Annotated in this window: 30 protein-coding genes and 1 pseudogene; 13 read left to right on the top strand and 18 right to left on the bottom strand. The window is 72.4% G+C overall.

All coding sequences use genetic code 11. From position 1 onward, the window contains the following. Positions 1-39: 39 nt before the first annotated feature. Positions 40-918: an MHYT domain-containing protein gene (locus tag DBP14_RS27185; protein WP_129309734.1), complete on the bottom strand. Its 879-nt coding sequence runs from the start codon at positions 916-918 to the stop codon at positions 40-42. Positions 919-1,195: 277 nt separating this feature from the next. Here DBP14_RS27185 and DBP14_RS27180 point away from each other — a divergent pair, with 277 nt between their 5' ends. Together DBP14_RS27180 and DBP14_RS27175 are read left to right on the top strand one after the other, a co-directional pair. After that, a complete protein-coding gene (locus DBP14_RS27180) occupies positions 1,196-2,068 on the top strand; it encodes a glycerophosphodiester phosphodiesterase family protein (protein ID WP_129309733.1) in 873 nt (290 codons plus the stop codon). A 57-nt stretch (positions 2,069-2,125) separates the two neighbouring features. Next, positions 2,126-2,680 carry a methylated-DNA--[protein]-cysteine S-methyltransferase gene (locus tag DBP14_RS27175; protein ID WP_129309732.1) on the top strand — a complete coding sequence of 185 codons (555 nt, stop codon included), beginning with the start codon at positions 2,126-2,128 and terminating at the stop codon, positions 2,678-2,680. A gap of 24 nt (positions 2,681-2,704) precedes the next feature. Here the strand turns inward: DBP14_RS27175 and DBP14_RS27170 are convergent, their stop codons facing one another. After that, positions 2,705-3,133 carry a VOC family protein gene (locus DBP14_RS27170; RefSeq protein ID WP_129309731.1) on the bottom strand — a complete coding sequence of 143 codons (429 nt, stop codon included), beginning with the start codon at positions 3,131-3,133 and terminating at the stop codon, positions 2,705-2,707. Between the two features lie 188 nt (positions 3,134-3,321). Here DBP14_RS27170 and DBP14_RS27165 point away from each other — a divergent pair, with 188 nt between their 5' ends. Beyond that, on the top strand, positions 3,322-4,230 hold the full coding sequence (locus tag DBP14_RS27165) for a pseudouridine-5'-phosphate glycosidase (RefSeq protein ID WP_164992416.1): 909 nt from the start codon (positions 3,322-3,324) through the stop codon (positions 4,228-4,230). Next, positions 4,215-5,147 (top strand): PfkB family carbohydrate kinase, encoded by a 933-nt coding sequence (locus tag DBP14_RS27160; RefSeq protein WP_129309730.1) that lies wholly within the window; start codon positions 4,215-4,217, stop codon positions 5,145-5,147. Before DBP14_RS27165 ends, DBP14_RS27160 begins: the two co-directional genes overlap by 16 nt. Before the next feature lie 149 nt (positions 5,148-5,296). Here DBP14_RS27160 and DBP14_RS27155 read toward each other — a convergent pair whose 3' ends face one another. After that, positions 5,297-6,091 carry a methyltransferase domain-containing protein gene (locus tag DBP14_RS27155; protein ID WP_129309729.1) on the bottom strand — a complete coding sequence of 265 codons (795 nt, stop codon included), beginning with the start codon at positions 6,089-6,091 and terminating at the stop codon, positions 5,297-5,299. 185 nt (positions 6,092-6,276) lie between these two features. Here DBP14_RS27155 and DBP14_RS27150 point away from each other — a divergent pair, with 185 nt between their 5' ends. Next, entirely contained in the window at positions 6,277-7,404 is a 1,128-nt protein-coding gene (locus DBP14_RS27150) for a magnesium and cobalt transport protein CorA (protein WP_129309728.1), read from the top strand. 80 nt (positions 7,405-7,484) lie between these two features. Here the strand turns inward: DBP14_RS27150 and DBP14_RS27145 are convergent, their stop codons facing one another. Further along, entirely contained in the window at positions 7,485-8,126 is a 642-nt protein-coding gene (locus tag DBP14_RS27145) for a uridine kinase (protein ID WP_206739364.1), read from the bottom strand. Positions 8,127-8,204: 78 nt separating this feature from the next. On the opposite strand from DBP14_RS27145, the gene DBP14_RS27140 reads away from it, so the two are divergent. The 3 genes and pseudogenes from DBP14_RS27140 to DBP14_RS27130 all read left to right on the top strand — a co-directional run bounded on the left by DBP14_RS27140 (position 8,205) and on the right by DBP14_RS27130 (position 11,102). Then, on the top strand, positions 8,205-8,897 hold the full coding sequence (locus DBP14_RS27140; protein WP_129309726.1) for a DUF2293 domain-containing protein: 693 nt from the start codon (positions 8,205-8,207) through the stop codon (positions 8,895-8,897). 57 nt (positions 8,898-8,954) lie between these two features. After that, a pseudogene (locus DBP14_RS27135) lies at positions 8,955-9,435 on the top strand (anthrone oxygenase family protein). A 179-nt stretch (positions 9,436-9,614) separates the two neighbouring features. Continuing rightward, complete coding sequence (locus DBP14_RS27130) at positions 9,615-11,102, top strand: glutamate synthase subunit beta (RefSeq protein ID WP_129309725.1); 1,488 nt, start codon at positions 9,615-9,617, stop codon at positions 11,100-11,102. Positions 11,103-11,171: 69 nt separating this feature from the next. On the opposite strand, the gene DBP14_RS27125 is transcribed toward DBP14_RS27130, so the two are convergent. Both DBP14_RS27125 and DBP14_RS27120 read right to left on the bottom strand, forming a co-directional pair. Further along, positions 11,172-11,426, bottom strand: a complete 255-nt coding sequence (locus DBP14_RS27125) for a DUF397 domain-containing protein (RefSeq protein WP_129309724.1) — start codon at positions 11,424-11,426, stop codon at positions 11,172-11,174. Then, positions 11,427-12,287, bottom strand: a complete 861-nt coding sequence (locus DBP14_RS27120) for a helix-turn-helix transcriptional regulator (protein WP_129309723.1) — start codon at positions 12,285-12,287, stop codon at positions 11,427-11,429. A 200-nt stretch (positions 12,288-12,487) separates the two neighbouring features. Here DBP14_RS27120 and DBP14_RS27115 point away from each other — a divergent pair, with 200 nt between their 5' ends. Together DBP14_RS27115 and DBP14_RS27110 are read left to right on the top strand one after the other, a co-directional pair. After that, positions 12,488-13,138 (top strand): ATP-binding protein, encoded by a 651-nt coding sequence (locus DBP14_RS27115; RefSeq protein WP_129309722.1) that lies wholly within the window; start codon positions 12,488-12,490, stop codon positions 13,136-13,138. After that, positions 13,135-13,560: a hypothetical protein gene (locus DBP14_RS27110; RefSeq protein WP_129309721.1), complete on the top strand. Its 426-nt coding sequence runs from the start codon at positions 13,135-13,137 to the stop codon at positions 13,558-13,560. Before DBP14_RS27115 ends, DBP14_RS27110 begins: the two co-directional genes overlap by 4 nt. Positions 13,561-13,583: 23 nt before the next feature. Here the strand turns inward: DBP14_RS27110 and DBP14_RS27105 are convergent, their stop codons facing one another. The 6 genes from DBP14_RS27105 to DBP14_RS27080 all read right to left on the bottom strand — a co-directional run bounded on the left by DBP14_RS27105 (position 13,584) and on the right by DBP14_RS27080 (position 19,318). Further along, positions 13,584-13,763, bottom strand: a complete 180-nt coding sequence (locus tag DBP14_RS27105; RefSeq protein ID WP_129309720.1) for a hypothetical protein — start codon at positions 13,761-13,763, stop codon at positions 13,584-13,586. 232 nt (positions 13,764-13,995) lie between these two features. Next, positions 13,996-15,765: an FUSC family protein gene (locus DBP14_RS27100; RefSeq protein WP_129309719.1), complete on the bottom strand. Its 1,770-nt coding sequence runs from the start codon at positions 15,763-15,765 to the stop codon at positions 13,996-13,998. Between the two features lie 405 nt (positions 15,766-16,170). After that, positions 16,171-17,415: a hypothetical protein gene (locus DBP14_RS27095; protein ID WP_129309718.1), complete on the bottom strand. Its 1,245-nt coding sequence runs from the start codon at positions 17,413-17,415 to the stop codon at positions 16,171-16,173. Then, complete coding sequence (locus DBP14_RS27090; protein ID WP_129309717.1) at positions 17,412-17,843, bottom strand: hypothetical protein; 432 nt, start codon at positions 17,841-17,843, stop codon at positions 17,412-17,414. Before DBP14_RS27090 ends, DBP14_RS27095 begins: the two co-directional genes overlap by 4 nt. 149 nt (positions 17,844-17,992) lie before the next feature. Further along, positions 17,993-18,463, bottom strand: coding sequence for a flavodoxin family protein (locus DBP14_RS27085; RefSeq protein WP_129309716.1), 471 nt, complete (start codon positions 18,461-18,463; stop codon positions 17,993-17,995). Between the two features lie 156 nt (positions 18,464-18,619). Further along, positions 18,620-19,318, bottom strand: coding sequence for a uracil-DNA glycosylase (locus tag DBP14_RS27080; protein ID WP_129309715.1), 699 nt, complete (start codon positions 19,316-19,318; stop codon positions 18,620-18,622). A 64-nt stretch (positions 19,319-19,382) separates the two neighbouring features. Here DBP14_RS27080 and DBP14_RS27075 point away from each other — a divergent pair, with 64 nt between their 5' ends. Then, positions 19,383-20,036: an RNA-binding S4 domain-containing protein gene (locus tag DBP14_RS27075; RefSeq protein ID WP_129309714.1), complete on the top strand. Its 654-nt coding sequence runs from the start codon at positions 19,383-19,385 to the stop codon at positions 20,034-20,036. A 254-nt stretch (positions 20,037-20,290) separates the two neighbouring features. On the opposite strand, the gene DBP14_RS27070 is transcribed toward DBP14_RS27075, so the two are convergent. From DBP14_RS27070 to DBP14_RS27060, 3 genes are all read right to left on the bottom strand, one after another. Next, on the bottom strand, positions 20,291-20,809 hold the full coding sequence (locus DBP14_RS27070; protein WP_129309713.1) for a DoxX family protein: 519 nt from the start codon (positions 20,807-20,809) through the stop codon (positions 20,291-20,293). 107 nt (positions 20,810-20,916) lie between these two features. Beyond that, the gene (locus tag DBP14_RS27065) at positions 20,917-21,600 is read right to left on the bottom strand and encodes a class I SAM-dependent methyltransferase (RefSeq protein ID WP_129309712.1); all 684 of its coding nucleotides are present in this window, start codon (positions 21,598-21,600) and stop codon (positions 20,917-20,919) included. Positions 21,601-21,705: 105 nt separating this feature from the next. After that, positions 21,706-22,617: an acyltransferase domain-containing protein gene (locus DBP14_RS27060; protein ID WP_129309711.1), complete on the bottom strand. Its 912-nt coding sequence runs from the start codon at positions 22,615-22,617 to the stop codon at positions 21,706-21,708. 187 nt (positions 22,618-22,804) lie between these two features. On the opposite strand from DBP14_RS27060, the gene DBP14_RS27055 reads away from it, so the two are divergent. Continuing rightward, a complete protein-coding gene (locus DBP14_RS27055) occupies positions 22,805-23,137 on the top strand; it encodes a DUF6343 family protein (RefSeq protein WP_241741045.1) in 333 nt (110 codons plus the stop codon). A gap of 86 nt (positions 23,138-23,223) precedes the next feature. On the opposite strand, the gene DBP14_RS27050 is transcribed toward DBP14_RS27055, so the two are convergent. The 3 genes from DBP14_RS27050 to DBP14_RS27040 form a co-directional block, all read right to left on the bottom strand. Next, positions 23,224-23,604, bottom strand: coding sequence for a tetratricopeptide repeat protein (locus tag DBP14_RS27050; RefSeq protein WP_129309710.1), 381 nt, complete (start codon positions 23,602-23,604; stop codon positions 23,224-23,226). Between the two features lie 79 nt (positions 23,605-23,683). Next, a complete protein-coding gene (coaE, locus tag DBP14_RS27045; protein WP_129309709.1) occupies positions 23,684-24,289 on the bottom strand; it encodes a dephospho-CoA kinase in 606 nt (201 codons plus the stop codon). 58 nt (positions 24,290-24,347) lie between these two features. Then, positions 24,348-25,286, bottom strand: coding sequence for a PAC2 family protein (locus DBP14_RS27040; protein WP_129309708.1), 939 nt, complete (start codon positions 25,284-25,286; stop codon positions 24,348-24,350). Positions 25,287-25,520: 234 nt separating this feature from the next. Here DBP14_RS27040 and DBP14_RS27035 point away from each other — a divergent pair, with 234 nt between their 5' ends. Beyond that, positions 25,521-26,498: a right-handed parallel beta-helix repeat-containing protein gene (locus tag DBP14_RS27035; RefSeq protein ID WP_129309707.1), complete on the top strand. Its 978-nt coding sequence runs from the start codon at positions 25,521-25,523 to the stop codon at positions 26,496-26,498. Positions 26,499-26,611 lie beyond the last annotated feature (113 nt).

Genomic DNA, 26,611 nt, shown 5'->3' with positions numbered 1-26,611 from the left:
GGTTCCACCGTACGACCCCGCACTGACAACGGGGTCTGATCAGCGGTTCTGCGGGGTGCGCGGGCTGTGGTGGCCGGGCCGGCGGGAGGGGAGGCGGGCGGGGCGGAGCGGGTGGCGGCGTCCTAGGTGGGAGGCGACGGCGGCGGCCGGGACGCCGGGTTTGCGTTCGACCGGGGTCCAGTCGGGCCGGCCCGCGACCATGTGCGGGTCGAACATGACCACGATGCCCGCGATGAGCAGGAACGTGAGGGGGCCGATCAGCATCGGGGCGAGCGCGGAGGCCGCCGACGCGCCCGTGCCGGCGTCGGAGGTGCCGTGCAGGTGGACGGTGAGCGCGGCCATGCCGGTGTAGTGCATGCCGCTCACGGCGAGCCCCATCACCAGGCTCGCTCCGACGCTCCACAGGAAGCCTCTGACCTGACCGGCAGCCCAGAGGGCGGCGGTGGCGGCGACGACCGCGATGACGACGGAGACGGCGACGGTGAAGGTGTTGTAGGTGAACCGCCCGTCGAACTGCATGCCGGCCATGCCGAGGTAGTGCATCGAGGCGACGCCCAGACCGGTGATTGTGCCGCCGGTGAACAGCGCGGTCCCGGTGGCACCCCGGTAGCCGACGATGAAGATCCCTACGCCGACCATGACGATGGCGAGGCCGAGGCTCGCGTAGGTGATCGGCTTGTCGTAGTGGATGGGTGCCTCGTCGATGGTGAAGCCCATCATGGCGACGAAGTGCATGGTCCATATGCCGGATCCGATGGCGGCCGAGCCCAGGGCCAGCCAGGCGGGTCGGCGGGAGTGCCTGACCAGCAAGGACCGGGTGGTACAGCGCAGGCCGAGAGCACCCCCGAGGCAGGCCATCAGGTAGGCCACCAGCGGCGTGACGGCCCCGTAGCTGAATCCGTCGACCGTGCCTTGCATGTGCGGCTGCCTTTCCGCCTTTTACATCCCGGAATGCCAGAAAATGTTCCCCCTCCCCGGACCGCCCCCGCGGCCAGGGTTGACGCAGAGAGTATGACCCGAGCCGGAATGGTCGAACGATTTTCCGGCAAAGAAACACGGGCTTGCCCCAGTTGTGCGGCACCGGTGTGCACTCCTGGTCATCCGTATGCCCCCTGTGGACCTCCTGCGCCCAGGCGGCACTGACGCTCTGCTGTCAGTCTGAAGCTGTCCGTGTTCGCCGACGTGAGGAGGACGCATGCACGCGCGCGCAGTTGCCGTCACGGCCACCGCGGTCCTGGGGACGGCAGCCCTGATGAGCCCGACCTCGGACGCCCGGGCCGGCGATACCGGCGAACCGACGGTGATCGCTCACCGCGGCGCCTCCGCGTACGCCCCGGAGAACACCCTGGCCTCGATCGACAAGGCGGCCGCGCTGGGCTTCCACTGGGTGGAGAACGACGTCCAGCGCACCAAGGACGGCAGTCTCGTCGTCATCCACGACGACAGTCTGAAGCGCACCACGAACGTCGAGCAGGTCTTCCCCGGCCGGGCCCCCTGGAAGGTGAAGGACTTCACCGCCGCCGAGATCGCCCGGCTGGACGCGGGCAGCTGGTTCTCCCCCGCGTTCGCGGGCACGCGCGTGCCGACGCTCGCGCAGTACATGCGCCGGGTCGAGCACAACCACGAGAAACTGCTCCTGGAGATCAAGAACCCGGAGCTGTACCCGGGCATCGAGAAGCAGACCATGAAGCTCCTCGACAACGAGGGCTGGCTGGACGGGCGCCACCGCGCGCGTCTGATCGTGCAGAGCTTCAGCGCGGACAGCATCCGCACCGTCCACCGGCTGGAGCCCGCGGTCACCACCGCCTACCTCGGCCGGCCCTCCGTGGGCCAGCTGCAGGGCTACGCGGACTTCACCGATCTGATCAATCCCTCGTACGGGAAACTCACCGGCGCCTACGTCTCGACGGTGCACGCCCTCGACGGACCGCACGGCAGGCCGCTCGGCGTGTTCGCCTGGACGGTGAATGACGCGGCGACCGCGTCGAAGGTCGCCGCGTACGGCGTGGACGGCGTGATCACCAACAAGCCCGACGTGGTGCGGGCGGCGCTGAACGCCGCGCACTGAGCGGGCCGAAGGGGCCGGGCGGACGGCGTTGTCAGTGGTGGGCCGTACCGTGGGCGCATGGACACGGATGGGCAGGACGAGCAGCGGGTGGTGTGGGCCGTGGTGGCCACCGGCATCGGTCCCCTGATGCTGGTGGCGACCCGTGACGGGCTGGTCAACGTCGTCTTCCACGCGACGGACGGGGTGCGCGACCGCACCCTGGAGCGGCTGGCGGCCCGGCTGGGCGGCGAGCCGGTCGAGGATCCCGCTTCGCCGCTGCTGGCCGAGGCCATACGCCAGGTCGAGGAGTACCTCGCGGGTGAGCGCCACGCTTTCGACCTGCCGCTGGACTGGTCGCTGATCTCCGGCTTCAACCGGCAGGTGCTGCGCGAACTGGCCGCCGGGGTGCCGTACGGCACGGTGGTGGGGTACGGCGATCTGGCCGGCCGGGTCGGGCAGCCGGGCGGTGCCCAGGCGGTGGGCGCGGCCATGGGGGCCAATCCGCTGCCGGTGGTGGTGCCGTGCCACCGAGTGGTGGAGAGTGACGGCGGTATCGGCGGGTTCGGGGGCGGGCTGGAGACCAAGCGGAAGCTGCTCGCCCTGGAGGGCGTGCTGCCCGAGCCGCTGTTCTGACGGTCGCCCCCTCGGGCCGGGCCGCTACGCGTAGTGCCGGGCTTCGACGATGTTGCCGTCGGGGTCCCGGAAGTAGAAGCTGCGGTCGGCGTTCCCCCGGGCCCCGTAGGAGTCGTGGCCGATGTCGCTCATGGGGACACCGTGCTCGTGGAGGCGGGCGCGCAGGGCGTCGAAGTCCCCGGCCGGCAGGGCCAGGCAGACGTGGTTGACGGGGTGGCCGGCGCTGTCGGCCGCGCCGGGCAGCATGTTCATGCGCTCCGCGACGGTGCGCGGGGCGAGGTCGAGGATGGTCTCCTCGTTGACCCGCACGGAGGGGAACGTCACCTTTCCCTCCGTGAACTCGGCGACGCGCAGGGGCTCCAGGCCGACCGTCCGCTCGTAGAACCCGGCAGCGGCGACCGGATCGGTCACCCACAGGACGATGTGGTCGAGACGGGTGCGGTAGTTCGTCATGCGGCCCAGGCTGGCGGCATCGCCGGCGCATCGCAACCGTGCGTCCCCGACGCATCGCAACCGCGCCTCCCGGGCGGCGTACCGCTGCGGCGACCGTTCACCTCGGGCCGGCGGAGTGCGCGGCCCACGTTTACACCGGTGCCGAGCCCGCCAGAGATGAGGAAGGACCGACGGACAGGAGGCGGTGCGTGGTGCTGATGGTGTCGGAAGAGGTCCGGGAGGCCCTGGGCGCACGGCGGCCGGTGGTGGCCCTGGAGTCCACGATCATCGCGCACGGGCTGCCCCGGCCGCGCAATCTGCGGGTGGCTAGGGAACTGGAGGAGTCGGTACGGCAGGAGGGCGCCGTACCCGCGACCATCGCCGTGTTGGACGGGCATCCTCATGTGGGCCTGGACAAGGAGCAGTTGGAACGGGTGGCGAACGAGGACGGCATCCGCAAGCTGGGGCACCGGGACCTGCCCCTGGCGATGGCGACCGGGGCGAGCGGAGCGACGACGGTGTCGGCGACCGCGCGGCTCGCGGCGCTGGCGGGCCTGCGGGTGTTCGCGACCGGCGGACTGGGCGGTGTGCACCGGGAGTGGACGGTGACGCAGGACGAGTCCGCCGACCTGCGTCTGCTGGCGCGCACCCGGATCACTGTGGTGTGCGCGGGGGTGAAGTCGATCCTGGACGTGCCGGCGACCCTGCAACGCCTGGAAACGCTGGGGGTGTCGGTCGCCGGGTACGGCACGGACCGGTTCCCCGGGTTCTACCTCGCCGACTCCGGGCACCCGGTCGACTGGACACTGAGCAGCCCTGAGCAGGTCGCCGATGTCATGCGGGCCCAGGAGGCGCTCCGCGCGCCCCACTCGGCACTGATCGTCGCCAATCCCGTTCCGGAGGCGGAGCAACTCGATCCGGGTCTCCACGCGCGCGTCCTCGCCGACGCGCTGAACGCCTGCGCGGAGGCGGGCATCACCGGCCAGGCGATCACGCCGTTCCTGCTGGACTACCTGGTGCGGCACACCGACGGGGCCTCGCTGAGCGCCAACCTCGCAGCGGTGCGCGGCAATGTAAGACTGGCCGCACGGATCGCCGCGGCGTGGACGAAAGTGTGACGTCGGGGCGGAACGGTGCGCTGCTGGTCGTCGGCGACGTCGTCACCGATGTCGTGGCCCGGCACCGGGGGCCGCTCGCCACCGGTACGGACACGGTCGCCGCGATCCGGATGCTGCCGGGCGGGGCCGGCGCGAACGTGGCCTGCTGGGCCGCCCACACCGGCTGCGCGGACGTACGCCTGCTGGGGCGGGTCGGCGCGGACTCGGCGGCATGGCACGAGCGGGAGCTGGTCGCGGCCGGGGTGCGCCCCCGTCTGGTGGTCGACCCGCGGGCGGCGACCGGCACCGTGATCTGTCTGGTCGACGGGGGCGCGGCGGCCGAACGCACCTTCCTCACGGACAGCGGTGCGTCCCTGCGGCTCGAACCGGACGACTGGTCGGACGCGATGCTCGACGGCGTCGCCCGGCTGCATCTGTCGGGCTACCTGCTGTTCTCGGAGCCGAGCCGGGCTCTCGCGGCGGTGGCGCTCGCGGCGGCACGCGCGCGTGGGGTTCCGGTCAGCATGGATCCGGCGTCGGCGGGGTTTCTCGTGGAGCTGGGCGTGGACCGTTTCCTGGCGTTCGCGGAAGGGCTGGACGTGCTGCTGCCGAGCCGGGACGAGGCGTGCCTGCTGACGGGGCTGTCCGATCCGGCGGACGCGGCGGCCAAGCTGAGCCGCCTGTTCCCCCTGGTCGTGGCCAAGTCGGGTGTGCGGGGTGCGCTGGTGGCGCGGGCCGGGAACGTGCTCGCGCGGGTCCCGGCGGCGCCGGCGACTCCCCGGGACTCGACGGGCGCGGGGGACGCCTTCACCGGTGCGTTCCTCGCCGCGCTCGTCGCGGGGGCGGACCCTGAGGAGGCGGCGGCCCGCGGCTGCCGGGCGGGGGCACGGGCGGTGGAACGAGTGGGCGGCAGACCGCCCCATCCGGGCTCGAACTGACGGAAGGGAGGCCGTAACTCGGGGGCCGCCACGAGGCGGGTGCGCCCCGACCGGTCGTCCCATCCCGTCGCCCGGCCGGGCGGTTCGGCCTGGCGGTTCAGCCGGGCGGTTCAGCCGGGCGGTTCAGCAGGTCTTCCCCACGGGTCGGCTCAGGCCTTGCGCCCCCAGGCGGAGATCATCGGCGCGGTGGTCAGGTCCATGCCGCCGGACTCGACGTTGGCCAGGTGCCGGTCGATCTCCTGGTCGGTGGCCAGTCCGACGGCCACCAGCCGGTCGCGAATCTGCCGGACGGTGGCGGACTCCAGGGCGGTGCAGGCGGGAGAGGTCATGGGGAAGTAGGCGTCGGCGTGGACCTCAAGCAGCCCCGCCTCGCGCAGCAGTCGCGGGAGCCTGCGGCCGTAGGCCAGGTCGGCGCCGCGCTCGGCGAGCAGGCTGCGGAAGCCCTGCCGCAGCCGGTTGGCGAGCCGCTGCTCCGGACCGTACTCGTCGGGGCAGGTCAGCGGCTGCAGGGCCGGGTCGGCATCCTCGACGAGCAGCCATCCGCCGGGCCGCAGCGCCTCGACCATGGACCTCAAGGCTCTTTCCCGGTCCGGCACATGGACGAGGACGAGCCGGGCGTGCACCAGATCGAACCCCTCCCCCGGCGGTTCCTCGGCGCTCACGTCGTGGACGCGCACCTCGACCGGCGGGCGGGCGGCCGCCACGAGCCGTGAGGTGTCGATGTCGGTGGCGACGACCTGCCCGGTGGGTCCGACCCGCTGGGCGAGCCAGGACACCACGGAAGTGCCGCCGGCCCCGACCTCCCAGCAACGCCAGCCGGTCACCGCGCCCAGGCCTTCGATGTGCCGGAAGGTCGTGGGGTCGAAGAGGTGGGCGAAGGCTTCGAAGCGTTCTGCCGCCTCGGCCTGCTGGTTGTCGAGGAGATAACCGTCGGATGGCGTCATGGCGGAATCATCTCAGCGCTCCGCGCACCCGGCCGGTCGGCTCTCTGTCCACAGGCGGGAACAAAGCGGAATCTCCTGTTCCCACAGGCCCGCACACGGATCGGCCCTGGCTGGCACACTGGCGGTCCACGACGCGGAAGCGTGGTGCGAGGGGATGCACACGAGGAGATCCAGGGGAGACAGAGATGTCAATGGCGGGGAATCTGCGCAAGGTCACGGGGCTGAGCAGGGTCGGCGGCCTGCGCAAGGTGGCGCGGCTGGCCCGGCGGCGGCCGCGCGTGGACCTGAGCCATCCCGCCCGGTCGCCGCTGGGCTCCTCCGTGGTGAACTGCGTGATGTACCAGGACGGCCGGCGGGTCCCCGGCTGCGCGGACCTGGTGGACGCGGTCCGGATGGTGCGCAAGAGCGGCGAGGGCTTCGTCTGGCTGGGACTGCACGAGCCGACGGACGGTGAGTTCGCGGGCGTCGCCGAGCTGTTCGACCTGCATCCACTGGCCGTGGAGGACGCGGTCGAGGCCCATCAGCGGCCCAAGCTGGAGCGGTACGGCGAGACGCTGTTCGCGGTGTTCAAGACCGTCTGCTACGTGGAGCACGAGCAACTGACCGCGACGAGCGAGGTGGTGAACACCGGGGAGATCATGGTGTTCACGGGCGCGGACTTCGTCATCACGGTACGGCACGGGCGGCACGGCTCCCTGGGCCCGCTGCGTGAGGAGCTGGAGTCGGACCCGCAGCAGCTCGCGAAGGGGCCGGCGGCGGTGCTGCACGCGATAGCGGACCACGTCGTCGACGACTACCTGCACGTCACGGACGCGGTGCAGGCCGACATCGACCAGGTCGAGACGGAGGTGTTCTCCGAGAGCGGTGCGCGGACGGACCCGGGGCGCATCTACCAGATGAAGCGGGAACTGCTGGAGCTGAAGCGGGCGGTGGTGCCGCTGGCCCGTCCCGTGGAGGACCTGGCGACCCGGCCCATCCGAGTGGTCGACCCGGAGATACAGGCCTACTTCCGGGACGTCCTCGACCATCTGATGAGGGCCAAGGAGCAGATCGCCGCGTTCGACGAACTCCTGAACTCCATTCTGCAGGCGCATCTCGCGCAGGTGACGGTCGCGCAGAACGAGGACATGCGGAAGATCACGGCCTGGGCCGCGGTGATCGCCGTGCCGACGATGGTGTGCGGGGTGTACGGCATGAACTTCGACCACATGCCGGAGTTGCACTGGCGGTTCGGCTACCCCCTCGTCATAGCCGTGATAGCAGGGGCGTGCCTGGTGCTGTACCGGGGCTTCCGGCGCAACGGCTGGCTCTGATCACAACCGGCGCTGATCACGGCCGGCACTCTTCACGGCCGGCGCTCTTCACAGCCGGCACTTGTCACGGCCGGCGCCGGTCAGCCGCTCCAGGCGGGGTGGCGGGGGTCGTCGGCGCGGACGAGGACGTCGGCCGTGCCGGCCGGGTCGGTCTCGGTGTCGTAGCGCTCGAAGGCGGGGAGCGTCCAGTGCTCGGCGTCGGGCGTGCGGCGGCGCAGGGCGCCCGGGGAGAGGAGGAGGTGGACGGTCAGGTCGAAGGGGAACCAGTGGCGCAGCAGGAGGGGGCCGTGCACCAGCAGGATTCCGCCGGGCGGGAGTTGGACGTAGGGGCTGCGGGTGGCGCGGTCGGTGGCCGGGTCCCAGAGGTCGGACAGGACGCGGCCGTCCCCTCCGGGGTCGAGCGGTCCGAAGACCTCGCGCCACAGGGCGCCGGTGTCGAACCAGCCGCCGTAGTACGACTCCGCGTCGCGTCGGCCGTGCTCCAGCCGGAGCGAGGCGGGGCGCAGGAAACCTTCGGTGCCGACGATGAGCGAGGGCCGCCCTCGTACGCGCAGCGCCTCCCCGACGCGCTCGGCGAGGTCCTGGGGGCGGGCGGCCGGGGCCCCGTCGACGCCGACGCGCAGCCAGTCGCCGCCGTCGGCCGGGCTCAGGCCGGTCAGCCGGTCGGCGAGCAGCCCACCGAGCCGCTCCCAGGTGATCGCTTCGAGTCGCACAGGGCCCATGATGCCTCGCCGGTCGGGCGCGGAGAGAGGAGAGCGGCGGGACGGGAGGCGGCGAGGGACGCGGGGAATGAAGCGCGTATGGCAGGGTCGGTGATTTCTCGCTCCTTCGGCGGACTTGTGGTCGTGCGGCCGCTCAGGCACACCCGGTGCCGCGGGTGCCGGCGGGGGCCGTTGCCGCTGCTCGTCCTGGAGCAGGGCGCGCCGCGGTGCCTCGACTGCGCGGATCTCGGGCATCTGGTGTTCCTACCGCGCGGGGACACCGCGTTGACCCGCAGGTCGCGGGAGGAGAGCACGCTGTCCGCCGTAGTGGTGCGGTTCAACCGGCGCAAAGGCCGGTACGAACGGCAGGGCGTGCTGGTGGAGGAGGCCGCGCTGGCCCGGGCCGAGGCGCGGTGTCTCGCGGATGCCGAGGTACGGCGCCGGCGGCGGGCGCGGGACGCGAGGCGCCGGGCGGTGGAGGACGAGCGGTTCACGGCGGCGTTCGCAGCGGAGATCCTGCGGCTGCTGCCCGGCTGCCCGGCCGACCGGGCCGTAGCCATCGCGACCCACGCGTCGGTGCGGGGCAGTGGACGGGTGGGGCGCAGCGCGGCGGGGCGGGCGCTGTCGCGGGAGGCGGTGATCTCCGCGGTGGTGGCGTCCGTGCGGCATGTGGACACGCCGTACGACCAGTTGCTGATGAGCGGGGTGGAGAGGCATGAGGCGCGGCGGCGGATCGCGGCGGCGGTGTGGGATGTGGTGCGGGAGTGGGAGGAGGCGGCGGATGTGGGCTGACACGGGGGATCCGGGCCGGACGGCCGGACCACGGCGCGCGGGGTCGAGGTGGGGAGCGTGATCGGCGGACCGTACTTCGCGCTGGTCGTGGTCGGCGTGCTGACGACCGGGGTGATGGCCGGGGTGTTCTGCGCGTTCTCGACGCTGGTGATGAGCGGGCTGGCCGGGCTGCCGCCCGCGCAGGGCGTCGCCGCGATGAACTCGGTCAACCGGGTCGCCCCGCGGCCGGCCTTCATGGGCGTGTTCCTCGGCACGGCGGTGGTGTCCGTGATGATCGCCGTGGTGACGTTCGTGGTGTGGCCGGGCGAGGGGAAGGCGGCGCTGCTAGGGGGCAGTGCGCTGTATCTGTTCGGTTCGTTCGTGGTCACGGTGACCGCGAACGTGCCGCGCAACGACCGGCTCGCCGGCCTGGCCCCCCGGGTCCCCGGAGGCGGCCGAGTACTGGCCGGCGTACATACGGCAGTGGACGTTCTGGAATCACGTGCGCATGACGGCAGCGGCGGCGGCCACCGTTTCCTATGTCCTGGCCCTCACCTGACCCGCTCCCGCCGAGCCCCCTCCCTCGCTGGTCCTCGCCGCACAGCGGCCGGCGGTCGCCGCTCTGCGGGGGCGAGGGCAGGGGTGCGGACGTATCGTGGCGAAAGGAGTGCGGCTCGCAGGACGCACGGCCCGTCGTACACCGGGTGCCCCTGGTGTGCGGACGCGAGGAAGACGACCATGGCCGATCCCAAGGGGTTCATGACGACGCCGCGCGAGGAGTGGCCGCGGCGGCCCGTCGGGGAGCGGGTGCGGGACTGGGACGAGGTCTACGTCCCCGGGGCGCTGCTGCCCATCGTCAGCAAGCAGGCCGACCGCTGCATGGACTGCGGGGTGCCGTTCTGCCACGACGCCTGTCCGCTGGGCAATCTGATCCCCGAGTGGAACGACCTGGTCTCCCGCGAGGACTGGCGGGCGGCGAGCGAACGGCTGCACGCGACGAACAACTTCCCCGAGTTCACCGGCCGGTTGTGCCCGGCGCCGTGCGAGGCGGGGTGTGTGCTCGCGATCAACCAGCCGGCGGTCACCATCAAGAACGTCGAGTGCGCCATCGCCGACCGGGCCTGGGAGGAGGGCTTCGCGCCCCCGCGGCCGCCGGAGCGGCTCAGTGGGAAGACGGTGGCGGTGGTCGGTTCGGGGCCGACCGGGCTCGCGGCGGCGCAGCAGCTGACGCGGGCGGGGCACACGGTCGCCGTGTACGAGCGGGACGACCGGATCGGCGGGCTGATGCGGTACGGCATTCCCGCGTTCAAGATGGAGCGGCGGCACCTGGAACGACGGATCGAGCAGATGCGGGCCGAGGGGACGAGGTTCCGTACGTCGACGACGGTCGGTCGGGACGTCCCGGCGACGGATCTGCGCACGCGCTACGACGCGGTGGTGATCGCCACCGGGGCGACCGCGTGGCGGGAACTCCCGGTGCCCGGGCGCGAGCTGGACGGCGTACATCAGGCGATGCAGTACCTCCCGTTGGCCAACCGGGTCTGCGAGGGGGACCTGGAGGTCTCACCGCTGTCCGCGGCCGGCCGGCATGTCGTCATCGTCGGCGGTGGGGACACGGGCGCGGACTGCCTGGGGACGGCGGTGCGGGAGGGAGCCGCGTCGGTGACGCAGCTGGACATCTACGCGCAGCCGGGTGCGGAGCGGGACGAGGACACGGAACCATGGCCGACGTATCCGAAGCTGTACCGGCTGTCGGCCGCTCACGAGGAGGCGCGGGATCTGCGGACGGCGCCGGCGGCGGACGCGGACGCGCGGCTGTTCGCGGCCTCCACGCTCCGCTTCGACGGGGACACCAAAGGCCATGTGCGGGCGCTGCACCTGGTCGAGGTCGACGCGCGCCGCCGGGCGGTGCCGGACAGCGGCCGGAGCCTGCCCGCCGACCTCGTGCTGCTCGCGCTCGGCTTCTCCGGGCCCGACCGGGCGGACGGCCTCGTCGACCAGCTCGGCCTCACGCTGGAGCCGCGCGGCACGATCGCCCGGGGCGCCGACTTCACGACCGGCGTTCCCGGGGTGTTCGCCGCGGGCGACGCGGCACGCGGCCAGTCGCTCATCGTCTGGGCGATCGCGGAGGGCCGGGCCGTGGCGGCGGCCGTCGACCACTATCTGACGGGCAGCGCACGGCTGCCGGCCCCGATATCGGCGTACGACCGCCCGATGACGGTCTAGCACCAGGTCACATGATCAATTACAAGCACAGCACGTTCAGCAGAGCAACAGAACAGGAGGTCAACGCATTCAGGACAGCAGGAAGTCCGCCTCCCCCGCCTTGGCGCCCTCGATGAACGCGGTCATCTCGTCGGTGGTGTAGATCAGCGCGGGCCCGTCGGGGTCGGTCGACTGCCGTACGGCGATCCGGCCGTCGGCCAGCTTCATCGCCTCCAGGCAGTTTCCGCCGTTGCCGCCGCTCCAGGGTTTGTGCCAGCCCTCGGTGCCCAACTCCCGTGCGGGCATGCCGTTGTAGACGCGACCGCGGGGATTGATGCGATCCATTCACAGCTCCTTGCGGAGATCCCGGAGGATCTCCTTCGTGCGTTGTGCCGTCGCGGCCTGCGCCGCCATGCGGTCCATGACCTCCAGGTGGGTCGCCACCTCGGAGCGCGCGTCCAGGTAGACGGCGCCGGTCAGGTACTCGCTGTAGACCATGTCCGGCAGTTCTGACATGGCGAATCGGAACAGCACGAAGGGCCCGTACGTCCCCGGGTGCGGACCGCTCGCGAACGGGGCGATCTGGAGCGTCACGTTGGGCAGCCTCGTGGCGTCGAGCAGTTTGTCGACCTGGGCGCGCATCACCTCCGGGCCGCCGACCGGCCGGCGCAGCACGGTCTCGTCCAGCACCGCCCAGAACCGGGGTGCGTCGGTTCGCGTGAGCAGGTCCTGGCGCTGCATGCGCAGGGCGACGTGGCGCTCGATGTCCTCGGGGCTGGTCTGGCCGACGGCGCCGGACCTGAGCACTCCGCGCGCGTAGTCCTCGGTCTGCAACAGGCCGGGGACGAAGTGCGGTTCGTAGGAGCGGATGAGGGCGGCCGCGCCCTCCAGGCTGACGTACATCGAGAACCAGCCCGGCAGGATGTCGTGGAACCGCTGCCACCAGCCGGGCTTGTTGGCCTCGTCGGCGAGCTGGACGAAGAGTTCGGCCTCGTCGTCGGGGATGCCGTAGGCCTTCAACAGGAGTTGCAGATAGGGGATTTTGAAGGAGACCTCGGCCATCTCCATGCGGCGGACGGTGGCGGGGGCGACGCGGAGGATGCGTGCGGCTTCCTCCCGTTTCAGCCCGGCGCGCTCCCGCAGGTCCAGCAGGCGCCGGCCGAGAACCACCTGGCCCACCGTCGGCGCGGACCGCGGTTCGCTCACGCTCCCACCTCCACACATCGATCCTGACAGCCCTGCGGCGCCATTCGAAGATTCATTCGATGATCGGTTGATCGTCGATGATCCCAACTGGCGCCGCTCAACATGCTGTTGCGAGCAGTGTGCCACGCCCCCTTACCGCATCACCCCGCACTCTGCATTTTTCAGAGTGACACTTGCCAAGTGTTCACGGCGGGGAGATAGTGGCAAACGTGATTCCGTCCGCGCCCTTAGGAACAGACGCTGCCGCAGACCGTCCCGGTCTCGGTGCCGCAAGGGCGGCAACCCCAGGTGGGGGCGCTGCCGAGCGCCGGTTCCGCTTCGAGTTGGCCGCACATCCGGGTTCCCCCGCACAGGCTAGACGGCTGGCGCGAGCTCGGCTGACCGGCTGGTCGGTATGCGCGGACACCTGTGACACCGCGGCGCTCGTCATATCCGAGCTGGTGACGAACGCGATCGTGCACACGGCGAGCAGCCGGGTGGTGTGCGAGCTGCACGACCACGACGACACGGTCCGCATAGCCGTGCACGACGAGGGCTGTGCCCCCGGTCAGCCGCGGCCGGCGGCGCAGCGGCCCGAGGAGGAGCAAGGGAGGGGGTTGCTCCTCGTCGACGCCCTGTGTGAGTCCTGGGGTGCGCAGGAACGCGGCCCCGGGCTGCTGGTCTGGGCCGAACTGGCCCGCCAGACCGACGCGGTCCGGGGAACCGCCGAGCCGCGCAACGACCTGGGCTGGGGTGCCCGCCCGAAGCCGGCCCCTTCGCACGGCGGCTCGGGCGAGGAGGAGCGGGCGGAGCGCGCGAAGGCCCGGCACGAGGGCCCCTGGGAGCAGCGCGGAGGGTGGGGGCGGCCGTGAACGGGCTCGGCTCGGGTCAGCCGCTCGGGCTGGGCACGCTGGTGCGGTTGCGCCGCCGGCAGCAGACGCCGGACGGGGTGCGAAGGCTGCCGGTTCCCGACGGCATGACCGCTCCGCTGGGCTGCGACGCGGTGGCCGTACCCGACCGCCTCGGTCCACTGGTCGTACCGCGGCTGCCGCGCGTGGGGTGCGTGTACGCCGATGGCGCGCACTGGTGGTGGATCGTCCCGTCGGACTCCGACTACGCCCTGCCCTGGCCGGCCCCGGCCCACTACGCGCCCGGCGCCCCCGTGCCCGCCACGGCCCGCCTCATCCACCGCCCCGAGGGCACGATCCCCTACACCCCGCCGATCCCGCTCTACCTGTCCCTGTGCCGGGTGACGGGCACGACCCCCGACTGGTCGCGAGCGGTCTCCGCCTGATCAGCGGTCCGGGCTCGCACAGGTCACTCCACGGCCTCGGCGGCGCCCCGGACGATCACCAGGAAGGCGTCCGTCGCGAGGTCCATGACCACTTCGGCCGGCAGGCCCTCCAGACGTCGCGCGTGGGCGAACTCCTCAGCGGGCCAGGAGCCGCGCGGGCCGCCGGCGGGAAAGCGTTCGAGCACCGTTCGCCCGTTCACCATCCTGCACCTCCAGAAGCGTCGTACCTGTAGGAGTTAACGCTCCGGAGAGGGGAAACGGCTCGCTCAGTGGCGGTACTGAGACATTGTCGACACCCGTTCGGCGCGGACGGTGAAGCTCCGCTCACTTTGCGACGCGAACCGGACATGATCGGTCCCAATGATCGACCGTATGTGCCGTATCACGCACGGATCGTGACCATTGGTCCGCTGCCACCCGTACGACACCGGCGGTCTAAAGTGCGGCGGGCCGGGCGGGCGCCGTGATCCGCTGTCGACCCGCCTCCAACTCCTCCAGCGCCTCGTGCAGTTGCCGGACGTGCCGTGGGGTGAGTCGGCCGGTCACATCCAGATGGACGGCGCAGGCGGTCGTCGTGTCGACGAGCCGTTCCAGTACGGCCGCGACCGCGTCCGTGCCCTCGGTGTGCCGGGCGAGGGCGGGCAGTTCGGCGGCCGAGAGCGTGATGGCCGTGCGGGCCTCGGCGAGGGTGCGGTACGCCTCGCGGCGCAGCGCCCACCGCTCGGCGCGGTCGCCGGACTCGCCGAGGACGTGGACGAGGTAGGCGTGCGCTGCGTCCTGCGCCACGGCGAGCCGCGACCGCACCCCTCCGCCCCGCTCCCCCGGCATCGGCAGATGCCCGACGACGAGGACGATCGCACAGGCCAGCAGGGTCTCTCCGATGCGGCCGGCGGAGGCCTGCGGCTCGCCGGTCACCATGATCAGGGCGAGGACGAGGACGGTGACGACGGCCGTCACGGCCGCGAAGTGCCGCGTGGCGACTGGGACGAGCGCCCCGCAGACTGTCACGAGGACGAGGAGTCCGGCCGGCCGGGGCAGCAGCGCGGCGCAGGAGGCGAACACCAGTGCACCCAGCACCGTGCCGGCGGCCCGGGACAACACGCGGGAGGCGAGCGGTCCGAGGTCGGGCTTGACCAGGAAGACGATGGTCATGGGCAGCCAGTACCAGTGCGGGTGGTGCCCGTCCCAGTGGGCGTGGTGCAGCGCCTGGGCGATGGCCGCGCCGGCGCCGAAGCAGAGGGCGACCCGCATCCCGTACTCCCGCCCGCCGGGGCCGGACACGGCCCGGACGGCGGCCCGCACGCTACGGCGCCTGCGGTACAGGCCCTGCCCCTCGTCCATCCGGTCGAACACCTCGGCGGCCCGCAGCAGGGCGTCGTCCAGGGCGCGCAGCGCGGGAGCGGCCCGGACCGGCGCCGGCAGCGGTCCCGCGCCGGTGTTGCCGCGCACGGCGGCCGCGAGCCGCCGGGGCCCTTGCGCCGCCCGCGCGGAGACGGGCTTTCCGGCCCAGGCCAGCGCGGTGGCCGCTTCGGCGAGGGGCAGTGCGGCGGCGAACTGGGCGTGCAGCCTGCGCTCGGCGGCGGAACTGGCGAAGCGCCGGATCCGGGGTCCGGCGAGGGCGTCCTGGGCGTGATCGAGGGCGGCGGTGAGCGCGGCCCGCCGGGTCAGGGCGGTGTCGCCGCCGACCGCGTCGAGCAGGCCGGCGACGGCGTCGTACACGTCGGCCACCGCCTCGCGTTCCCCGTCGAACCGGAAGTCCCCGGCGAGCGAGCCCGGCGTGGGCAGCAGCAGGCGCAGCGCCAGCAGCCAGCCGGTGCCGGCGAGGAAGGCGAGCGCCGACTGCCAGCCGGTCTCCGGGAGTTGCATGCCCGCGCCGACGGCGGCCATGACGAGCAGCTGCGAACCGGCGGCGGACGCGACGGGCCCGACGGCACTGACGGCGCCGACGACCAGCCCGAGCAGGGTGAGCAGCAGCGTCAGCGGTACGGCGGCCAGGCCCTGTCCGCCGTACGTCCCGACGGCCAGCCCGAGTGCCCCCGCCAGCCCCGGCACCCCGAGGTTCTGGACCGATGCCCGCCGGCTGCCGGGCCGGTCGTTGACCCCGCCGAGCATCGCGCCGATGGCGGCCACGACACCTGCGGCGACACGGCCACTCGCCACCCCGGCGAGCGCCAGCGGGCCCACGGCCAGCGCACCGCGCGACACGGCACTCCAGTACACGGGCCCGCGCTGGGCACGCAGAGCGTGAGCGAGCCAGGGAGGCACGACGGGGCGCGACACGGAACTCCTGTTCGTACGAGGGCGAGGGCGGGGGCGGGGCAGGGGTTGGGCGAGGCCTGGGAAACGGGGCGGCGCTCGCCTCGCCTTCGGACGACAGTGACCGGGGCGTCAGGGCGCAGGTGTCAGGTGTCAGGTGTCAGGTGTCAGGTGTCAGGTGTCAGGTGTCAGGCCACGATACGGCGCGTTCCCGTACCGGACCGCACGTTCACGTTTCGGCGAGGTGAAAGGTGCCGGGGAGCCCGCCTTCGTTATGAACACAACGCGGACGGCGCGTGCTCGCACCGGCGCGGCGGTGAACGGCGGCCTGCCGGGACATGCCTCGCCGGGCGGCTATCCGAGGCCTCCGAGAGCCGCGATCCCGTGCGCCCACTCACCGGCCGGGCCGGGCCAGGCGAGCGGGGACCAGAAGGCGGTGATCAGCCCGGCGAGCGCGGCGGCGACGCACAGCCCCAGTCCCCAGAAGGCGGGAGTCTCCTCCCGGTTCCGTTCCAGCGTCAGGGCCACGACGGCGAACGCGATGACGAGGGTGACCAGGAGCAGCACCGCGCCGAGCAGGATCGTCACGACCGTGAACGCCGCCTTCTGCCAGATGGCCTGGTGCGACGCGTACGCCACCCGGTTCGACGTGACGACGAGCAGCGGCACCCAGGGCTGCAGGGCGACCACGATCGTGCACACGACACCGATCCGCAGGGGACGGGGCGGCCCGGGTCTGGGCGCCCGCTGCCGGTCGGGCTTGCCGGTGCCCGACGGCCCCGCGCCTGCCGCGCCCCCGCCGGAGTGCACCGTACCGGTGCTGGGCTCGTCCGTCCCCGTCCCCGTCGCCCCTTCGCCGGCCGGAGCCGCCTCGTCCGTCTCCACCGGCTTGCGCACCCACTCGCCCGCGAGCACGTCCTTCTCGGCCGGCCCGCCGTCGGCACCCTGCAGTCCCTCGCCCAGGAGGCGCAGATCGTCGCGCACGGCGCCGAGTTCCGCTTCGACCCGCTCCAGGAACTCGTCGTACTGCTCGTTCTCCTCGGCCGGCTCCGCCGGGTCCCAGGGCTCCTCCTCGGGGACGGCGACCGCGTCCGGCTCGTTGCGGTCCCGTTCCTCCTCCAGCCGCCGCTGTTCCTCGGCACGCCGCCGCCGGGCCAGTTCCTCCTGGGCCTGCGCCAGCAGCGCCTCGGTGTGTTCGCGCTCCTGGACGGCCTCGCGCATCATCTGCTGCGCCTTGATGACCCGCAGTTCCGCGGCCTGCAGTTGCTCCTGCACCTCGGCGAGGGCCTGTTCGCGCCCCTCGGTCCGCGCGCGCTCCGCCCTCTCCTCCAACTCGGTGAGACGGGCCTGCCACTCGGCCTGTGTCGTGCGGAGCCCGCGGATCAGGTGGTTGACGCGTCCCTGCATGTACTCCAGGGCGTCGCCGCGGGCCACGGCCCGGGCCAGTGAGTCGCCGGGGCCGTCGTCCCAGCCGTACACGTGCAGGTTGGTGATGAACTGGCTGCCCCTGGCCTGGTAGACGCGCCCCTCCTCGGACGCGCTGCCCCAGAGTTCGGACCGTTTCCCGACCTCCGTGCCCGGTTCGTCCGGAGCGCTCATCGTTCGGTGATGTGCTGGTCACCCATGGACTGGTAGATCCGGGCGCTGCCGGACGCCCGCGCCTGGAGCCGGACGTCGCCCCGGACGTTCTGCCGGGCGGGGCCCGGGTCCAGCGCGGCCAGGAGGGTGCGCAGGTCGTCGGCGGCGCCGGGGTGGTCGGCGAGGAGGGCCGCGAGGCGCAGCTGCCAGGCGTCGGCGATGCGCTGACCGGCGGCCGCCGCGTCGTTGTCGTCGCCGTCGGCCGCGGCGGCCAGGAGGGCGCGGCGCGAAGTCTCCAGCTCCTCACCGACCTCGTCCGCGGCTTGCGGGCGGTACCTGCGCCAGACCGTGACGATGCCGTCCCGCGCCTGCTGCCAGGCCTCCGTGACGGCGAGGGTGACCACCGCCGTGCCGGCTTCGCCGGCCAGGGTGAGCAGAGTGGGATCCATGGTTTCTCCCCCGAGGTGACGGCCCGGACCGCGCTGTCCCGGCCCTGGTACGAGGACTGAGCCAGCCACACTAGCCCAACTCGGCTCGGGCGCAGTGACGTTGTCATTCCAGTCCCGTCCGCCGCGCAAACACCCCCGGCGCCGGTCGATCAGGCCTCCGGTCCCCGGCCGTCCCGCAGCCGTTCGGCGAAGGCCCGCGCGGCGGCCAGGTCACCGGGGTTCGGCCGTTGCTTGCGGATCCCGCCGACGATTTTGAACGGCGCCCAGGTGTCGAACGCGCGGCACGTGTAACTGCCGTCCACCGAGAAGCCCTTGGCTCGCAGGAGCCGGACCACGGGACGGGTGAACGGCGCCGGCGGCAGCTCGGGAAGCCCGCTGGTGGCGAACACGAACGCCCGGCCCGTGCCGGCAGGCAGCGCCCTGACCAGGTCGGTCAGGCTGGGGTGCAGCCTGCCGTAGAAGACACCCGAGCCGAATCCCACTAGGTCCGCTACGGCCAGTTCGGCCGGGTCGGCCTGTTCCGGGGAGACGACCTCGGCGTCGAGCACCCGGGCCATGCTGTCGGCGACACGGCGCGTGTTGCCGTGCGACACGGAGGCGCACACGATGACGGATTTCATCCTCACGTTTCCCTTCTCTCGCTTCTGTCATTGAGGACGAGTCGGGGATGCGCGGATGTGACATCCCAGGGGGTGCGAATTCCAAGGTGCGGTACCTCGCCCCCGAATGGCGCGGGCGGGGTTTTCGTGAGGCGGCTCGGGGCGCGCGGCGGCCGGTTACGGCAGGCCGGCCGCGTCCGCTGCCGTGCGCAGCACCTCGCGCAGCATCTCGGTGGTCAGGCGGCCGGTGAAGGTGTTGCGCTGGCTGACGTGGAAGCAGCCGAAGAGGTCCAGGCCATCGAGGGCGACCCGGGTGCCGTGCCCGAACGCGGGCCGGGGCCTGGGCACCGTCCAGCCTGCCTCGGCGAACGCGGGCAGCGCCGCCTGCCAGCCGAAGGCTCCGAGCACGACAGCTGCCTTGAGGGTCGGGCGCAGCAGCTTGAGTTCCTGGACCAGCCAGGGGCGGCAGGTGTCGCGCTCCCCTGGTGTCGGCTTGTTGGCGGGCGGCGCGCAGTGCACCGGTGCGGTGACCCGGACGCCGTGCAGCTCCAGGCCGTCGTCGGCACTGACGGAGGTGGGCTGTGAGGCGAGGCCCACGTCGTACAGCGCCTGGTAGAGCACGTCTCCCGAACGGTCACCGGTGAACATGCGGCCGGTGCGGTTCCCGCCGTGCGCCGCGGGGGCGAGCCCGATGATCACCAGCCGGGCATCGGCCGCCCCGAATCCCGGCACCGGCCGCCCCCAGTAGGTCCAGTCGGTGAACGCGGCCCGCTTGGTCCGGGCGACCTCCTCCCGCCAGGCGACGAGCCGCGGACAGGCCCTGCAGTCCGCGACCCGCCGGTCGAGCCGCGCCAGGCCAGCGCTGTCGTCGTGCATAGGCCCACCGTATGCCCGGCCGGCCCGGCCCACTGGTCCGGCCCGGCGCGTTAGGGTCGGGGCCATGGCTACGGAGGATGCGGGTGGGAACGTGAACCCCGGGACCGGCGGACCGGCGGACCGGGGTGCCGGCCAGGCTGCGGCCGGTGGTGGCAGCGCCGAGGGCACCGGCGGCGAGCAAGGTGTCCACCCCACGGTCGACCCCAAGGTCGCCGCCGCGGTGGCCGCCGCCGAGGCCGCCGGTCCGGCCCAGGGCGAGACCGTGCGGATCGACAGCTGGATCTGGGCCGTACGTCTGATCAAGACCCGCTCCCTGGGCGCCGCAGCCTGCCGCGGTGGACACGTCCACGTGAACGGCGAGCGCGTGAAGCCCGCCTACTCGGTCCGCGTCGGCGACGAGGTGCGGCTCCGGAACGAGGGCCGGGAACGGATCGTGATCGTCAAGCGCCTCATCCGCAAGCGGGTCGGTGCCCCGGTCGCCGTCCAGTGCTACGTCGACAACTCCCCTCCTCCCCCGCCGCGCGAGGCCGTTGCCCCCGCCGGCCTGCGCGACCGTGGCACCGGCCGCCCCACCAAGCGGGACCGCCGCGAGATGGAACGCCTCCGTGGGCTCGGAGGGCCCGCCGGACCGGGTGGCCCCGGCGAGCCCGGCGGCCCCATCGAATCCCGGGGCGCCGGCCGGCCCAGGAGACAGGGCGGCGGCCGAACCGGCCGGTAGTCCCTGGGGGAGGGCCGGCCGAACCTCCGTCCGACGGCACGTGCCTGTAGGAACGGGCCCGTAGCCCCCGGGGAGGGCCTGGGCCCGGCCTAACGACGCCTGCCGCTACGACGCCTGCCGCTACGAATGCCTGGTACGAACTCGCGTCCCGCCCGGCCCCTGCCCGGCAGACCGCCGGGCGATGCCGGCCGGGCGCGGGGGCCCGGCCGGCCCCTGCCCGGCGGTCTCCCGTGCGGTCACGCGGATCGCACAGGTCACGCGGATCGCGCCGGTCGCGCCCGGCCTGCCGTCCGGCGCAGGAGGGCCGGCAGGGCCGCGTTGTGACCGCGCCGGGCCCAGGCGATCAGCGCGAGCGGAACGATCAGGACCAGCGGCGTGGCCGCGTTCTGCCCGTCGAAGACGGTGAGCTGGACGATGAACGCGCCCACCATCAGCGCGCTCAGCGCCGTCGCCGCCACCGACTGCAGGACCGGCACCAACAGGGCGACCGCACCGGCCAGTTCGAGCAGGCCGATGGTGTACATGCCCGCGCTGCCCCAGCCCATCCGGTCGAAGGACTCGACGGCCGAGGGGTGTGCGATCAGCTTGGGCAGCGCGCTCGCCAGACCGAAGAACAGCGCGAGCAGCACCTGTACGGAGCGGAGCGCGACCCGTCCTGCACGACGCCTCCCTGCCCCGGAGGCAGCAGAGCGGGTGGCGTGGTCCGACCGGCTGGAGGGAGCGTTCGCGGCGGACGGCGCGGTGGGGACTACGGGGACGGTGGTCTCGGACATGGAAGGCTCCTGGTCTGCTGTGTGACGTGTGCGAGGTGCTCTCGCTCGCTGTCACAGAGATGGACCCGGCCACGCCCGGGAACTCATCGGTGAACGGTCCCCCCGTCTCAGGAATTTCGGGGCACCGCCCTCACCCACACCCCGTCCGGTGTCAGATCCGTGTCCACCTCCAGTCCCGCTTCCGCCAGGGCTGCTTCGAAGTCGTCCTTGGACAGGGGTCTCGACAGGAACGTCTGCGTCCAGGCCGCGTCCGGGAACTCGTACTCGGCGCGGACCGAGTTCACACCGTCGCCGACCGGCTCCGCCGAGACGATCCGCACGGTGAAGCCTCTCGGGTCGACGCGCACTCTCGGCAGGTCCGTGTGGTAGTCCTCGCCCTCCCGCTGGATGAGGACATAGCCGCCCTTGGCCACATGGCGGGCGCAGGTGCGCAACAGCCCCCGGCGCACGTCGATGTCGCCGGCGTGGACGAGGAACGACGCGAGCATCACCACGTCGAACCTCTCGGCCAGGTCCAGTTCCTCGATCGGGCCGCACACGGTGCGCGCGCCACGGACACGGGCGAGCATCTCGGCCGACTCGTCCACGGCGGTGACCGTGAACCCCCGCTCCAGCAGCGGATGGGTCACCCGTCCCACTCCGCTGCCCAGTTCCAGGATGTGCGCACCGGCCGGTACCGCCGCGGCGATGATGTCCGGTTCGTCGCCCACCGGCAGCCGTTCGTACAGCTCCACCGCGCAGCCGTCCGGGGTGATCACGCCGGGTCCCGTGCCCTCGTATCCCTCACGCATCGCTTGTCCTCCCCCTCTCGTGCTCCCGCCTTTTAGTCCCGTCGACCGAACAACGGCCCGGCGCCGCCCGCCCGTTCCCGCCCACCGCCAGTTCACTCGTTCGAGTCATTCGAGCTCCAGCGGGAACCATCCGTGTCCGATGTGCCAGTGGCCGCCCGCCCGCAGATGGTCCCCGACCGCCCGCTCCACCGAGGTGCGCCGCGGCAACTCCGCCACCGGCAGGTCCGGATCCCCGAAGACGAACCGGACGGGCTCGGTGTCGGCGCGTTCGTTGTCCTCCCGTGCGGGCCGGAACCGTTCCTGGAAGCGGACGATGTTGGACTCGGCCGGCAGGTAGCGCTTCAACTGCGGGTCCAGCAGCCAGGAATGGCACAGGGCGGTCTCGACGCGTTCCTCGGGGAAGTGCCGGCCGAAGAAGTCCCGGGCCAGGTCCAGCGAACGGTCGCAGGCCGACGGGGTCAGGGGACCGAGGAAGTCGGGGATGTGGAGGTTCAGGCAGGGCATGCCCGGGGCCGCGTCCAGGCCGGCCGCCGCGATCGCCGTGGAGCCGCGCTGTCCGAGCCGCGCCCGCTCGAACTGCAGCCGGCCCAGCTGGAACAGCTCGCCGCGGAAGTGCCGGACGAGCCAGCGTTTGTGGTGCAGCCCGATCACTCCGTGCCGTCGGCGGTACACCGTCAGGTTCCGGCCCAGGTCCGCCAGGGTGCGGCGGGAGACCTCGGCCGGGATGCCACGTCGCCGGTGGAGAGCGAGGGTGTGCGGGAGGGCGGCGACGAAGACGAAGACGGCGAAGGAACCGCCCAGTGCGGCGGGCGACGCCGCGAACAGGTCGCCGAGATCGGGCGTGCGGCCCGTCTCCGCCGGTTCTTCCAGCAGCTCCGTCACGCACGCGTGGAGGAGTCTCAGTGCGCCCGGGTCCCCGGCGAGGGTGCGCCGCAGCCCGACGAGTTCGTTGATGTCCTCGTGCGGCACACTGAGATCGAGAAGCAGTTCGGGCAGGTCGTCGGCGTCCGGCAGCACAGCGCGGTCCCCCTAGGTGCGCGGTTTCCCTGGCGGGGACGTCCGCGCGGCGTCGATCCGGCCCCCTCGGCGTCTCCCAGGTCGTTCGGCATCTGCCGGGCCCTCTCGGGAGCCCCTTCGGGCGCCTGGCCGTCGTTGGTGAACGTCCCCGTCGAAGAGTACGTTGCAAGTGGGAGTGATGATCCGGATGCGTACAGGCAGTGAACCGGCGACCGCGCGCAGCGCACTGCGGGCGCGGTTCTGGCTGAGCCTGTGGGGGGTCGCCTGGGCGATCTTCGGTACGGCGGCGTTCGCGTTCGCCGGGCGCACCGGCTGGGCGGCCGCCTGCGGGGCGCTGTGGCTCGTGGCCACCATCGACCTGGCCTTGATCGTCCGGCACCGCCGGCAGGGCCCGCACTACCAGCCCGGCCCGGACATCCCGCCGTACCGGCCGGTGGACGGCGACCTGCGATACGGGCCGAGACGGCCGTACCGGAACAGGCGGCCGTTCGGCCGGCCACCGCGCCACGGGCATCCGTGACACCTCTCGCCCGCCCACAGGGCCCACGCGCTCACCCGTAGTCGACCTGCGGGGCAGGGGGGAAGGGCGAGGACGGTCCGGGGACGTCAGGAGTCGAACCGGGCCGCCTTCAGGTACTCGGGGTTCGGGTCCAGCGCCGCGGCCAGCCGGAAGTGCCGTTTGGCCTGGTCGGGGCGGCCCTGCCGCTCATAGGTGCGGGCGAGCGCGAAGTGCGCGAAGGCGTTGTCCGGCTCGCGCTCCAGGACGATCGTGAACTCCAGCTCCGCCGGTCGCAGTTGCGCCGCCGCGAAGAAGGCACGCGCGCGGAGCAGACGCGCGGCCGTGTTCTCCGGATGCGCGGCGATGACCCCGTCGAGCAGCTTCACCGCTCCCCGGGGGTCCCGTGCGCTGAGCAGGTGCTCGGCGGCGCGGTAGTCGATGACATGCGTCTCCGGGGTCTGTCCGCTGGAACCGCTGGTCTCGGGCACGGCGAAGTCCTTCCCTCTCTGAAGTGGTTCAACGCCGTACCACCGGGCCGCTATTCCGTGCCGGACCTCCGGGCGCGGGTCACCGGGACTCGCGTGCCCGGCGCGTGAGGTCGTCCCAGACCTCGCCGACGCGCTTGTGCAGGGCGTCCAGCGGTACGTCGTTGTCGATCACGATGTCCGCGATCCGCAGGCGCTGTTCACGGGTCGCCTGCGCGGCCATACGCGCGCGTGCGTCGTCCTCGGTCATCCCGCGCAGCCGTACCAGCCGGTCCAGCTGGGTCTCGGGGCTCGCGTCGACGACGACCACGACGTCGTACAGCGGCGCCAGCCCGTTCTCCGTGAGCAGCGGGACGTCGTGCACGACCACGGCGTCCTCGGCGGCGGCGCTCTCCAGTTCGCCGGAGCGGGCGCCCACGAGGGGGTGCACGATCGAGTTGAGGACGGCCAGTCTCCCGGGGTCGGCGAAGACGATCGAGCCGAGCCGCGGCCGGTCCAGGCTGCCGTCGGCGGTCAGGACGTCCGTGCCGAAGGCCTCGACGACGGCCGCGAGGCCGGGCGTGCCGGGAGCGACGACCTCACGCGCGATGCGGTCCGCGTCGATCAGTACGGCGCCGTGCTCCACCAGCAGCCGGGACACCTCGCTCTTGCCGGCGCCGATTCCGCCGGTCAGGCCCACTTTCAGCATGAGCCGAAGCATAGGTGCTTCGCCGGCTGCCGAGTGGGGCGCCTTCCGGCGGCGCTGATCAGCCCTCGCCCTCCCGCTCCGCCAGGAAGCGTTCGAACTCGCGGCCGATCTCGTCCGCGGAGGGGATGTCGACCGGCTCGGCGAGCATGTTGCCACGGCTCTCGGCGCCCGCCGCCGCGTCGTACTGGTGCTCCAGGCCCTGGACGAGTGCGGTGAGCTCCTCGTCGCCCTCCCGGATCTGCCGGTCGATCTCCGTCTGCGTGCGGTGTGCGTCCGTGCGCAGCGCGTGCGCGACGCCGGGGAGGACCAGGCCGGTGGCGCCGGTGACGGCCTCCAGGACGGTGAGCGCCGCGTCGGGGTACGGCGAACGCGCGATGTAGTGCGGAACGTGTGCGGCGACACCGAGCACGTCGTGCCCCGCCTCCAGCAGGCGGTACTCCAGCAGCGACTCGGCGCTGCCGGGCACCTGCGCCTCGTCGAACGGGCTGCGGTGACCGGGAACGAGGTCGGTCCGGTTGCCGTGCGGGGTGAGGCCGACGGGGCGGGTGTGCGGGACCCCCATGGGGATGCCGTGGAAGTTCACGGACAGGCGGACGCCGAGCCGCTCGACGATCTGCCCCACGGCGGCCGCGAAGCGCTCCCACTCCACGTCCGGCTCGGGACCGGACAGCAGCAGGAAGGGCGCGCCGGTGGTGTCCTGGACGATGCGGACCTCGATGGCCGGCACCTCGTACTCGGTCCAGCGGTCCCGCTTGAACGTCAGCAGGGGCCGGCGGGCCCGGTAGTCCACGAGCCGGTCGTGGTCGAAGCGGGCCACGAGCTGGTGGGGATGCGCGTCGAGGAGCCGCTCGACGATCTGGTCGCCGGTCTCCCCCGCGTCGATGTATCCGTCGAAGTGGTAGAGCATGACAAGGCCGGCCGACTCCTGGGCGAGCGCCATGTCGACGACGGCCAGCCCCTTCGGCTCCCACGTGTACAAACCCTGCGGATCAAGCACAGTGACCGCTCCTCCTCTTGTCCGTACTCGACAACGCCCCCTGGAGCGTGGGCATTCCCGGGCCGGGCCTCTGATCAGGCATCTCGCGCGGCACACCTTGACGCCTCGTCACCTGGTCCGTACCTTCACCAGGAACGCGTTCACATACACGATCGAGATACAGGTTCATGAACGCTTGCATCCGCGCGAAGTCCTGACGGAGTCACGAAGGAACACGACAGGAAGGCACCCCCCATGCGTCAGCGCCCGCTGCTCACCTCCCTGCTCGCCACCGCCACCGGTGGCCTCCTCCTCCTGGCCAGCACCGCCCCGGCCTCCGCCTCCCCCACCAGGTCCCCCTCCGCGACCATCGAGGTCTCCACGGCCGCGCAGCTCAAGACCGCGCTCGGCGACGCGCGGCCCGGGGACACGATCCACCTCGCCGACGGGACTTACACCGGCAACTTCAAGGCGACGACGCCGGCCACGTCAGGCGCCCGCATCACGCTCACCGGCTCCCCCAGGGCCGTACTCACCGCGGGCGGCGGCTACGGCCTGCATCTCGACGGCGCCTCCTACTGGACGGTCAGCGGCCTGACCGTGACCGGCGGCCAGAAGGGGATCGTGATCGACACGGCCACGGGGGTCGTGATCGACGGCGTGACGGTGCACGGCCTGGACATGGAGGGGGTGCACTTCCGCAAGTCCAGCACGGACGGCGTGATCGAGAACTCGACGATCTACGACACCGGGAACGACGGCAGGGGCATGGGCGAGGGCGTCTACGTGGGCACGGCCAACACGCTCTCGGACCGCAGCGACAACGTGCGGATCCTCGACAACACCATCGGGCCGGACGTCGGCGGCGAGAACGTCGACATCAAGGAGGGAACCACCGGCGCGCAGATCATCGGCAACGTCTTCGACGGCAGCGGGCTGACCGACGCGAACTACGACGACTCCTGGGTCGACGTGAAGGGCAACGACGTCCTCGTCCAGGACAACACCGGCGCGAACACCACGAACGACGGCTACCAGACCCACACCCAACGCTCCGGCTGGGGCTGCGGCACGGTGTTCCGGAACAACAGCTCAGACCTGACGGGCGCCACGGGAGACACCCAACTGGCCATCAACGCCGCCAACTACAAGCCGACCTGCACGACAACGGTCTACGACTCCAACACCGTGACAGCAGGCAAGGGCCTGACCAACATCCCGGTCACGTCCTAGGAGCCGGCCGACCTGCAGGCGCCCCTAAGGGGCGCGGGACTGTATCGATATGTGGCTCCGCCGCGCGGGCGCGACAAGCCACAACTCATCCGCACCCAGAACACAACAGGCGC

The organism is Streptomyces sp. L2, from assembly GCF_004124325.1.
Lineage (GTDB): Bacteria > Actinomycetota > Actinomycetes > Streptomycetales > Streptomycetaceae > Streptomyces.
Note: the sequence above shows the minus strand (reverse complement) of the source record. Positions and strands in the feature narration are given on the sequence as shown.

Excerpts from the sequence above, each read along its gene's own strand:
- DBP14_RS27185 (WP_129309734.1), bottom strand. The coding sequence starts at position 918 with ATGCAAGGCACGGTCGACGGATTCAGCTACGGGGCCGTCACGCCGCTG.
- DBP14_RS27180 (WP_129309733.1), top strand. The coding sequence starts at position 1,196 with ATGCACGCGCGCGCAGTTGCCGTCACGGCCACCGCGGTCCTGGGGACG.
- DBP14_RS27175 (WP_129309732.1), top strand. The coding sequence starts at position 2,126 with ATGGACACGGATGGGCAGGACGAGCAGCGGGTGGTGTGGGCCGTGGTG.
- DBP14_RS27170 (WP_129309731.1), bottom strand. The coding sequence starts at position 3,133 with ATGACGAACTACCGCACCCGTCTCGACCACATCGTCCTGTGGGTGACC.
- DBP14_RS27155 (WP_129309729.1), bottom strand. The coding sequence starts at position 6,091 with ATGACGCCATCCGACGGTTATCTCCTCGACAACCAGCAGGCCGAGGCG.
- DBP14_RS27150 (WP_129309728.1), top strand. The coding sequence starts at position 6,277 with ATGTCAATGGCGGGGAATCTGCGCAAGGTCACGGGGCTGAGCAGGGTC.
- DBP14_RS27145 (WP_206739364.1), bottom strand. The coding sequence starts at position 8,126 with ATGGGCCCTGTGCGACTCGAAGCGATCACCTGGGAGCGGCTCGGTGGG.
- DBP14_RS27140 (WP_129309726.1), top strand. The coding sequence starts at position 8,205 with ATGGCAGGGTCGGTGATTTCTCGCTCCTTCGGCGGACTTGTGGTCGTG.
- DBP14_RS27130 (WP_129309725.1), top strand. The coding sequence starts at position 9,615 with ATGGCCGATCCCAAGGGGTTCATGACGACGCCGCGCGAGGAGTGGCCG.
- DBP14_RS27125 (WP_129309724.1), bottom strand. The coding sequence starts at position 11,426 with ATGGATCGCATCAATCCCCGCGGTCGCGTCTACAACGGCATGCCCGCA.
- DBP14_RS27105 (WP_129309720.1), bottom strand. The coding sequence starts at position 13,763 with ATGGTGAACGGGCGAACGGTGCTCGAACGCTTTCCCGCCGGCGGCCCG.
- DBP14_RS27095 (WP_129309718.1), bottom strand. The coding sequence starts at position 17,415 with ATGAGCGCTCCGGACGAACCGGGCACGGAGGTCGGGAAACGGTCCGAA.
- DBP14_RS27090 (WP_129309717.1), bottom strand. The coding sequence starts at position 17,843 with ATGGATCCCACTCTGCTCACCCTGGCCGGCGAAGCCGGCACGGCGGTG.
- DBP14_RS27085 (WP_129309716.1), bottom strand. The coding sequence starts at position 18,463 with ATGAAATCCGTCATCGTGTGCGCCTCCGTGTCGCACGGCAACACGCGC.
- DBP14_RS27080 (WP_129309715.1), bottom strand. The coding sequence starts at position 19,318 with ATGCACGACGACAGCGCTGGCCTGGCGCGGCTCGACCGGCGGGTCGCG.
- DBP14_RS27075 (WP_129309714.1), top strand. The coding sequence starts at position 19,383 with ATGGCTACGGAGGATGCGGGTGGGAACGTGAACCCCGGGACCGGCGGA.
- DBP14_RS27070 (WP_129309713.1), bottom strand. The coding sequence starts at position 20,809 with ATGTCCGAGACCACCGTCCCCGTAGTCCCCACCGCGCCGTCCGCCGCG.
- DBP14_RS27065 (WP_129309712.1), bottom strand. The coding sequence starts at position 21,600 with ATGCGTGAGGGATACGAGGGCACGGGACCCGGCGTGATCACCCCGGAC.
- DBP14_RS27055 (WP_241741045.1), top strand. The coding sequence starts at position 22,805 with ATGCGTACAGGCAGTGAACCGGCGACCGCGCGCAGCGCACTGCGGGCG.
- coaE (WP_129309709.1), bottom strand. The coding sequence starts at position 24,289 with ATGCTGAAAGTGGGCCTGACCGGCGGAATCGGCGCCGGCAAGAGCGAG.
- DBP14_RS27035 (WP_129309707.1), top strand. The coding sequence starts at position 25,521 with ATGCGTCAGCGCCCGCTGCTCACCTCCCTGCTCGCCACCGCCACCGGT.